7 protein-coding genes and 2 pseudogenes are annotated in these 7,595 nt (G+C 41.3%); 7 read left to right on the forward strand and 2 right to left on the reverse strand.

Translation table 11 applies throughout. The features are described 5' to 3' along the window. Positions 1 to 602 precede the first annotated feature (602 nt). Positions 603 to 809, reverse strand: a pseudogene (locus tag FN808_RS18600) (transposase); the annotation flags it as partial. Between the two features lie 125 nt (positions 810 to 934). On the opposite strand from FN808_RS18600, the pseudogene FN808_RS18605 reads away from it, so the two are divergent. Further along, positions 935 to 1,540 (forward strand): annotated as a pseudogene (locus FN808_RS18605) (calcium:cation antiporter family protein); the annotation flags it as partial. Here the strand turns inward: FN808_RS18605 and FN808_RS18610 are convergent. Then, the gene (locus tag FN808_RS18610; RefSeq protein ID WP_142716129.1) at positions 1,537 to 2,079 is read right to left on the reverse strand and encodes a signal peptidase II; all 543 of its coding nucleotides are present in this window, start codon (positions 2,077 to 2,079) and stop codon (positions 1,537 to 1,539) included. The pseudogene FN808_RS18605 and the gene FN808_RS18610 overlap by 4 nt on opposite strands. Positions 2,080 to 2,208: 129 nt before the next feature. On the opposite strand from FN808_RS18610, the gene FN808_RS18615 reads away from it, so the two are divergent. From FN808_RS18615 to FN808_RS18640, 6 genes are all read left to right on the forward strand, one after another. Beyond that, positions 2,209 to 2,538, forward strand: a complete 330-nt coding sequence (locus FN808_RS18615) for an ArsR/SmtB family transcription factor (protein WP_142716131.1) — start codon at positions 2,209 to 2,211, stop codon at positions 2,536 to 2,538. Positions 2,539 to 2,577: 39 nt separating this feature from the next. Beyond that, on the forward strand, positions 2,578 to 3,369 hold the full coding sequence (locus FN808_RS18620; RefSeq protein WP_142716132.1) for a cation efflux transmembrane domain-containing protein: 792 nt from the start codon (positions 2,578 to 2,580) through the stop codon (positions 3,367 to 3,369). Positions 3,370 to 3,481: 112 nt separating this feature from the next. Beyond that, positions 3,482 to 4,657, forward strand: coding sequence for an Lnb N-terminal periplasmic domain-containing protein (locus tag FN808_RS18625; protein ID WP_185958504.1), 1,176 nt, complete (start codon positions 3,482 to 3,484; stop codon positions 4,655 to 4,657). After that, the gene (locus FN808_RS18630; RefSeq protein ID WP_185958505.1) at positions 4,650 to 5,006 is read left to right on the forward strand and encodes a class I SAM-dependent methyltransferase; all 357 of its coding nucleotides are present in this window, start codon (positions 4,650 to 4,652) and stop codon (positions 5,004 to 5,006) included. The genes FN808_RS18625 and FN808_RS18630 overlap by 8 nt, the downstream gene beginning before the upstream one ends. After that, entirely contained in the window at positions 4,982 to 5,791 is an 810-nt protein-coding gene (locus tag FN808_RS18635) for an AAA family ATPase (protein WP_142716135.1), read from the forward strand. The genes FN808_RS18630 and FN808_RS18635 overlap by 25 nt, the downstream gene beginning before the upstream one ends. A gap of 6 nt (positions 5,792 to 5,797) precedes the next feature. Further along, entirely contained in the window at positions 5,798 to 7,510 is a 1,713-nt protein-coding gene (locus tag FN808_RS18640) for a site-specific DNA-methyltransferase (protein ID WP_142716136.1), read from the forward strand. The last annotated feature ends 85 nt before the right edge of the window (positions 7,511 to 7,595 follow it).

A 7,595-nucleotide genomic window follows, 5' to 3' on the forward strand; every position in this document is an offset into this window, starting at 1 on the left:
CAATGATATTATTCATGCGGTCGGCCCCGGAAAAGAGGAAGAAGACCTGCAATCAAATATTCTGAAAACCGAGGAAGAGGAATAAAACAATTTCCCTAATACATCAAATGAAAAAGCTATGGAGCTATCTTGCCACGTAAAAACCGCCTAACATTGGGTTCTATGTCACACCTGATTAATAAATAGTAGATTATTATCGAATATAGTATTTCTTCAATGGGTATTTCGGAATTTGATTAGTCTTATAATGCCGAATTATGTAAAGGGGAGATAAGTGGACCCAGCGAGTATTTGAGGTAGTGGAGGGATGTTGGGAAGATCAAAAAAATCCTTCTCAAACCGGTTCGATTTGTCATATAAGGGGCGGTTATGTAAAGTGGATAACAGCCTTCACTGATTACATTCTGGCTATAACCAACGATCACAATTATTCAAAAAAATAAGGTCGACGCTAACCAAGGCAGAAAACCGTTTTATAGGTGTCGGACTAATCAGTTGTAGAATTTCAGAAATTATTTTTACAGGCAGTGATTGCGGGTATTTTGGTTTTCTAATCTTCATTTTTCCCAGTTCTATCTGCGATATTCCTCTCCCCAGCCAGGTTATCCCGCCAGGGCGTGCATTCGTTTCAGATTATAGGCGCATTGCACCAAATTCCACTCCCCGGCGGCCTTCCGGAGGCCCCGCAGGCTAAACTGCCGGAACCCCAGCACCTGTTTTATAATACCAAAGACGGTCTCCACGGTTGCTTTGCGTTGCCCATAAAAATCTTTGCCCTCAGGCGTTTGCAACCGCCAGGCCATCGCCTCCACCGGGGAGGGGTCATCCGGTGGCGGCCCGGGGTCCGCCCGGCGCTCATCCCAGCGGGGGTTGTGTTTGCGGCGCCCGGTCGCCAGGTACGGGTTCATCTGGCGATCGACCACCTCGTTAACCTTTGGCAGCTATATTAACATTGCCAAAAGCCTGGCGCGGGCTTCAACCGGTAGATGGGTGGATTATGTTAGGGGTTTATGCCATTTTTTTGACACATGCAATTCTAAGAGGCCGAAAAGAAGGAGAAAAGATAAGCTGGGAGAAAAAGGATATTGCACTTTCTGCGGCCGGAGCGATAGCTATTGCCGTCGGCGCCTTTTTTATCGTTAAGGCAACAGAAAACATTGTTTCATCACTGGGTATTTCGCAAATCGTCGGGGGATTATTTATTACAGGAATAATGACCACTGCGCCTGAAATCTTTAAAACCTGGAGCGTCGTAAAGGGCGGGGAAGTAACGGCCGGCACAACCAGCGTGATTGCCGATAATGCCATTACCATGAGCGTGGCCTTTTTCCCGCTGGCTCTTGTAAATACCCCGGTGGAGGACTTTCAGCTATACTGGGTAAATTTGGCATTTGTCGGTCTTATGCCCCTGCTTTATTCGGTCTTCGTCCATCAAAGCAAATCACAGCATGGTTTTAGCAGGTGGCAGATTCTTGTGTTTGACGCTGCTTATATCTTGTACATTTTAACCATGCTGTTTGTAGTACTGGAGCTTTTTTAAGCGGATTGGGCCGTTTCGGGATTCGCGGGTTCCGGTAATAGGCGCCGGTTAAACACTAATAGCAGAATGATGGAGGTGCTTATAAAAACATCGGCCATATTGAAAATATAGGGGAATACCGGATCACGGTTAATAGAATAGGTAAAGTACAGAAAATCATTGACCCGCCCTTCAAGAATATGTCCGTAGCCTTCTATTTTGGCCATAATCAGCCGGTCGATGATATTCCCCAGCGCTCCGCCCAGTATCAGTCCCATGCAGATAAGGTACCCGGGGGTTGCCTGGCTCAAATTCCTTGCTACGTAAATAAAAATACCGGCGACCGCCACAATGGAAATCAGGCTGATAGCCCAGGTGGGAAACCAGTCAATTCCCAGCGCCATACCCGGATTTTGGGTGTAGGCAAAGACCAGCCATCCGGGAATAATTTCCAGGTTCTGCAGGGATGGGGTGGTACGAACCAGTTGTTTGGTGAGTTGATCGATGAGCGCAACCAGCAGGACCGGCGCAAACAAGAACCACAATTTATTATTGTTCATTGGGTTTTAATATTACTGATTGATTAAGGATTTCGGGAATTTCCGGTACAATGATTGGATTGTTATGTTGTTTTGAATAATATATAATTATATATTTATATATCAATAATTAAACATAAACATTTATCTATGCCAGCCATAACAGTCGAACCCGGTACCGAACTGAAATCGAAACTGTTCCGCGGCTTCTCCGACGGCTCCCGCCTTTCCATTTTGGAGATTCTGGTAGAGGGAGATGCCACCGTAGGTGAGATCGTGGAACGGACCGGCCTGAGCCAGCCCAACGTGTCCAATCACCTGCGCTGCCTCAGCGAGTGCGGACTGGCCCTAAGCCGCAGGGACGGCCGGCATGTCCATTACCGGGCCAGCGATTCCCGCGTGCATGAAATCATACAGCTTGCTGAAGAACTGCTGGCTGACAGCGCCAAGGGAATCTACGAATGCACACGCTACGAATAATATAGCCATTCAATACTATATTTTTTGAGTTAACAGACCATGAGGAAATCAACGTTTAAAATTACGCAAATGGATTGCTCTTCCGAAGAGCAACTGATTCGAATGAAGCTGGAAGACATTGGAAATATACAATCGCTGGACTTTGATATTCCAAATCGTACACTGAGCGTTTATCATAAGGAAGGGATATCAGAAATAGACGATGCCCTTAAATCATTAAATCTAAATTCTTCCTTTGAGACGACGAAAAAAGTGATTGATATACCTTCTTCTAATAAGAAACAAGAGAAAAGGATACTGTGGTGGGTTCTCGGTATTAATGCAGTCTTTTTTATCATAGAAATGACGGCCGGCTGGCTTGTCAACTCAATGGGCCTGATTGCTGACTCCCTGGATATGCTGGCAGATGCGTCCGTTTACGGGCTTAGCCTGTTTGCGGTAGGCAGTACCGTTGCAAGGAAAAAGAAGGTGGCAAAAATAAGCGGCTATCTCCAGATGGGATTGGCTTCTCTGGGATTTTTAGAAGTACTCCGCCGATTTATGGGCGTAGGCGAAACGCCTTTGTTTCAATGGATGATTATCATTGCCTCTGTAGCACTCGTCGCGAATCTCGTTACCCTTTGGCTCATAAATAAAGCTAAAAGTCAGGAAGCCCACATGAGGGCAAGCTCTATTTTCACTTCGAATGATATCATTGTAAATAGCGGCGTAATTACAGCTGGAATTCTGGTTTATTTTACAGGCTCTAAGTGGCCGGACTTATTGATTGGAGCCGTCGTATTTTGTTTTGTAATGTGGGGCGCCATACGGATTTTAAAGTTATCGAAATAGAACGTAGTTAGCGATAATATTTTAGCTTACTATGAAAGTATTTCGAGATTGAATGAAGCCACCTATTGTTTTGAATGTTAATGAATGTTTCACATACAAAAAGTTCTGCATCTTGCTGGCGATATTTTTTGGGGGTTTAACAACTCCGCTTTGGGCACAGCAGGCACAGCTTTCGTCGGAGACTAAGGTAAGTCTTATCACAGCCTCACCGGGCGATGAACTCTATACAATTTTCGGCCACACCGCGCTGCGGATTACTGATCCGGTCAACGACATTGACCGTACTAACAACTACGGCACCTTCGATTTTGATACCGACGGCTTTTACCGGAAGTTTGCCCTTGGCAACCTGAAATATTTTCTTTCGGTAAACGAATACGAAAGGGCAAAACAAGCCTACCTGAAGGCCGGGCGCACCATCACTGAGCAGCGGCTCAACCTGAGCCCGGAGCAAATCCAACAACTGTTCCGCTATTTACAGACCAACGTCCGGCCCGAAAACCGGTACTACTCCTATGAATTCTTTTATGATAACTGTACCACCCGTGTTTATGATGTCATCAATGCTGTTGCCGGCGCTTCGATCCGGTTTCAAAAGCCCCTGAATCCAACAAAGAAAAGTTTCCGGCAGTTTATCAATCATTATTTGGAACCGGTGCCGTGGACTAAATTTGGAATTAATGTTTTGCTGGGCGCTCCCGCCGACCGCATTCCCAACGGGATGCAAACCCTGTTCCTGCCTGACCTGTTGAAAGAGCGTTTTGCCAACGCGCGGATGCAGCAGTCGGATACCAGTCTTGCCCTGGTTGCCGGACAGAGCGTGTATGTACCCGCCAATCCGGCAACGTTCACGATGCCTTTCATTACACCCGCCATGGCTTTTTGGTTATTGCTGGGCCTTCTGGTGCCCTTGAGTTTCATCTTTCATAGCCGGAAAACGTTCTGGCACTGGTTCGACCGTTTTCTCTTCGGAGTAGTTGGGCTGATTGGAGTGCTCATACTGTTTTTGTGGCTGTTTTCTTCGTATCCCTCCACCAAATGGAACTGGAATATTCTATGGACGTTGGTAGCTCCGTTGCTTTTATATGGATTCTTAAACATCGACAAGACATCACTTGGGTGGGCGACTACATTTTGGATAATATCTTCTTCAGCTATTATCATTTTGGTAGTTACATTAATTTATGTAGAACCGGTCTTCTCCGTTCTACCGATACTGTTATTAATGATTTATAGAGGATATATGCGTTTAAATTTTGACTATAAAGAGCGGGAATTCTTTGTCTGAACAAACCATATCAGCATACAACAGGCAGGCTGCTTCTTATGAGGCCAAATGGAAAAATTATCTGGTTCATACCCACGAAGCGTTTCTTCGCCGCTTCAAAACAACCGACGGCGATACTATTTTAGATGTGAGTGGAGGCACAGGATTACTTGCCAAGATGCTCGTTGATGGAAACTATGCATTTAAGCATCTGGTCATTAACGATCCCTCAGAAAAGATGCTGGCCATTGCCCGTGATCGTTTATCTGATGAAGAAAGGATAAGTTTTTCTAATGACTGGGCTGAAGAAATATCGGTTAAAAGCAACCAATTTGACCGAATATTTTGCCTGAATTTTCTCTGGACATAAAAGGGAGAGGACGTGGTGGAGATGCAAAAAGTCAAATGTTACTAAAGAATAAACAAGGTTTAGATCCACAAAAAATTTTTAGTGAAGGAGAAAAGAATACAGTTTCAATAGCGTATTTTTTAGCTGAAATAAGTCATGCAAAACATAAAGGAACTCTTATTTTTGATGATCCAGTAACGTCGCTTGATCATAAACATAGAGCAAAGTTGGCAGAAAGAATAGTTGATGAAGTAAACTCCACAGGTCGACAGATAATTATATTTACGCATGATATCGTTTTTCTTTTGGAATTAGAACAAAAAATTTCTGATAGTCTTCTTAAAACGATTTATTTAAAGTCTGATAACAAAAACATATCCGGAAGGGTAGTAGATGAAGATAAAGGACGCCCTTGGACAGGCATGAGAGTAAACCATAGAATAACCTTTTTAAATAAACGCCTCACTGAGATTAGAAAAGCAAAAAAGAATGAAGGTATTTCCGATAATATGTTAAAAGTAATGGTCAAAGGATGGTATGAGCTCTTAAGAGAGTCTTGGGAAAGAGCCGTTGAAGAACTTATTTTAGGTGATGTTGTAAACCGTTTCAGATTAGGTGTAGCAACTCAAAATTTAAGAAGAGTACAAATCAATGATGATATTATTAATGAGGTTGAACAACAGATGACGTATTGTTCAAATCAAGCTCATGATCAGTCGCCCGAAAGAAACAATCCATTACCTGAATTTGCTGATATGGAAACTGATGTAAGGAAATTAAAAGAATTTAGAAAAGAATTAATTTAAAAACCCATGCCCGAACAACCCGAAAAGCTCGATTTAACATCGATGGACGTAACTGAGGATAAGAAGCAGAAATTAAAACAGTTATTTCCTGAAGTATTCCGGGAGGATAAGATCGATTTTGACCATTTGAAACGTGTACTTGGTGAATGGGTACCAGAAAAGGGTAGAGAACGCTTTGGCTTGCAATGGCCGGGCAAAGCCGAGTGCATGAAAATCATCCAGCAGCCCAGTATTGCCACGTTAAAACCTGTGCGCGAAGATTCGGTAAACTTTGAAGAGACGGAAAACCTATTTATTGAAGGTGATAATTTGGAAGTATTGAAGCTTCTGCAGAAGAGCTACTTTGGGAAGGTAAAGATGATCTATATTGATCCCCCTTATAATACCGGCAATGAATTTATTTACCCTGATGACTATGGGGAAACCTTAGATACTTATCTGAAATACACTGGCCAAAAGGACGAAGAGGGTAATTGGAAGACAACTAATCGAGATACAGATGGAAGGTTTCATTCTCGATGGATGAACATGATGTTCCGCAGATTATATATAGCAAAAAACTTATTAAATCAAAATGGTTACATATGTATTTCAATAAGCGATGTTGAATTGAATCATTTAAAAAGCATGCTTAATGAAATTTTTGGGGAAGAAAACTATATAAATACAGTTAGTGTCCAAACCAAAGTAGCAGCCGGTGCATCTGGCGGTGGTGAAGATAAAAGACTAAAAAAGAATCTTGAATATGTTCTCATATATGCTAAGAATTTTGATTCTTTTAACACATTAACTCATGTCTATAAAGAACATGACTTAATGGAAATGATTGAGTCAATGAGACTTAATGATGAAAGTTGGAAATATACGAGCATTTTCACTGATGCTGGTGAAAGAGAATTTTTTGATAAAGTTAAAGATGGTGAAGGAAATCCAATAAAAATATACAAACGAAAGAATCTTGAAAGAAAAACTATCAATCAAGTTTGTAAAGAAGAAGGCTTAACTGAAAAGGAGGCTTATTTAAAATATTTTGATAGAATTTTTTCTGATACCAATGCCCAAAGTAGTATTAGAACAAGAGTTATTGATTCTGTAGGAGCCTTAGAGTCCAACGAAATTTTAGAAGTTGATTATATCCCCAGATCAGGTAAACATGAAGGAAAAGAAGTTGTTAGAACTTATATAAGCCCATCAATTAGAAGAGTAATTTGGTTATCTGACGTTGCCCATAAAAAGAATAATGACCTAATTAAATTGGAAAAAAGAGGTACACTATGGGATGATTTTGATTACAACAATGTAGGCAAAGAAGGCAATGTATCATTTCCTAATGGAAAGAAACCAATAGATTTAATTAAAACGTGCTTAGAATTAAACAAAGATAATGAAGGTATCATATTAGACTTTTTTGCTGGCTCATCATCTACTGCACATGCTGTAGTAGATAAAAACAAAGAAGATGGGGGCTCGAGAAAATATATCATGGTTCAATTACCCGAAGAAATTGATAAAGAAAAAAAAGAGAACATAGCCTTAATTAAGTTTTGTAAAAAACATAATATAAATCCAAATATTGCTAATGTCGGGAAACAAAGAATTAGAAATATAATTACTGAACTTAAAGAAACATCAGAAAATAATTCCCAAACTGAATTAGAACTTGAAGAAGACTCAGAAATCAAACAAGAATTAGATTTACACTCTCATTTGAGAGTGTAAATCTAACTCTGTCTGAGTTTGGTAACGTAAAACTTACTAACTTAGGCAAATCATGACACAAAAAGAACTAGATAAACTGCAAGAA

This window comes from Fodinibius sediminis (assembly GCF_900182555.1).
GTDB lineage: Bacteria > Bacteroidota > Rhodothermia > Balneolales > Balneolaceae > Fodinibius > Fodinibius sediminis.

Coding starts and splice junctions, on each gene's coding strand:
- FN808_RS18610 (WP_142716129.1), bottom strand. CDS start 2,079: ATGAACAATAATAAATTGTGGTTCTTGTTTGCGCCGGTCCTGCTGGTT.
- FN808_RS18615 (WP_142716131.1), top strand. CDS start 2,209: ATGCCAGCCATAACAGTCGAACCCGGTACCGAACTGAAATCGAAACTG.
- FN808_RS18620 (WP_142716132.1), top strand. CDS start 2,578: ATGAGGAAATCAACGTTTAAAATTACGCAAATGGATTGCTCTTCCGAA.
- FN808_RS18640 (WP_142716136.1), top strand. CDS start 5,798: ATGCCCGAACAACCCGAAAAGCTCGATTTAACATCGATGGACGTAACT.